Origin of the sequence: Salmonella sp. SAL4457, from assembly GCF_046548235.1 — a bacterium.
In the GTDB taxonomy this organism is placed as follows: Bacteria; Pseudomonadota; Gammaproteobacteria; order Enterobacterales; family Enterobacteriaceae; genus Salmonella; species Salmonella enterica.
In genome coordinates, this window is sequence record NZ_JBGDZO010000130.1 from 1 (window position 1) to 371 (window position 371).

Below are 371 nucleotides of genomic sequence, written 5' to 3' on the forward strand. Positions count from 1 at the left end.
CTGGGCATCGCCCATACCCGCTGGGCGACCCACGGCGCGCCAACCGAAGGCAACGCCCACCCGCATTTCTCCAGCGACGAAGTGGCGGTGGTGCACAACGGCATCATCGAGAACCACGAACCTCTCCGTGAGCGGCTCAAGGGCCTGGGCTACGTGTTCACCTCGCAGACCGACACCGAGGTCATCGTCCACCTGCTGCACCACAAGCTGCAGTCCATCGGCGACCTGACCCTGGCGCTGAAGGACGCGGTCAAGGAATTGCACGGGGCCTATGGCCTGGCAGTGATCAGCGCGGCGCAGCCGGACCGCATCGTCGCCGCTCGCAGCGGCAGCCCGCTGGTGATCGGCCTCGGGCTTGGCGAGAACTTCCT

The 371-nt window shown here is 66.8% G+C and carries 1 pseudogene; it reads left to right on the forward strand.

Annotated features, from left to right (window positions below):
* A pseudogene (locus ACLJNW_RS23565) lies at nt 1–371 on the forward strand (glutamine--fructose-6-phosphate aminotransferase); the annotation flags it as partial.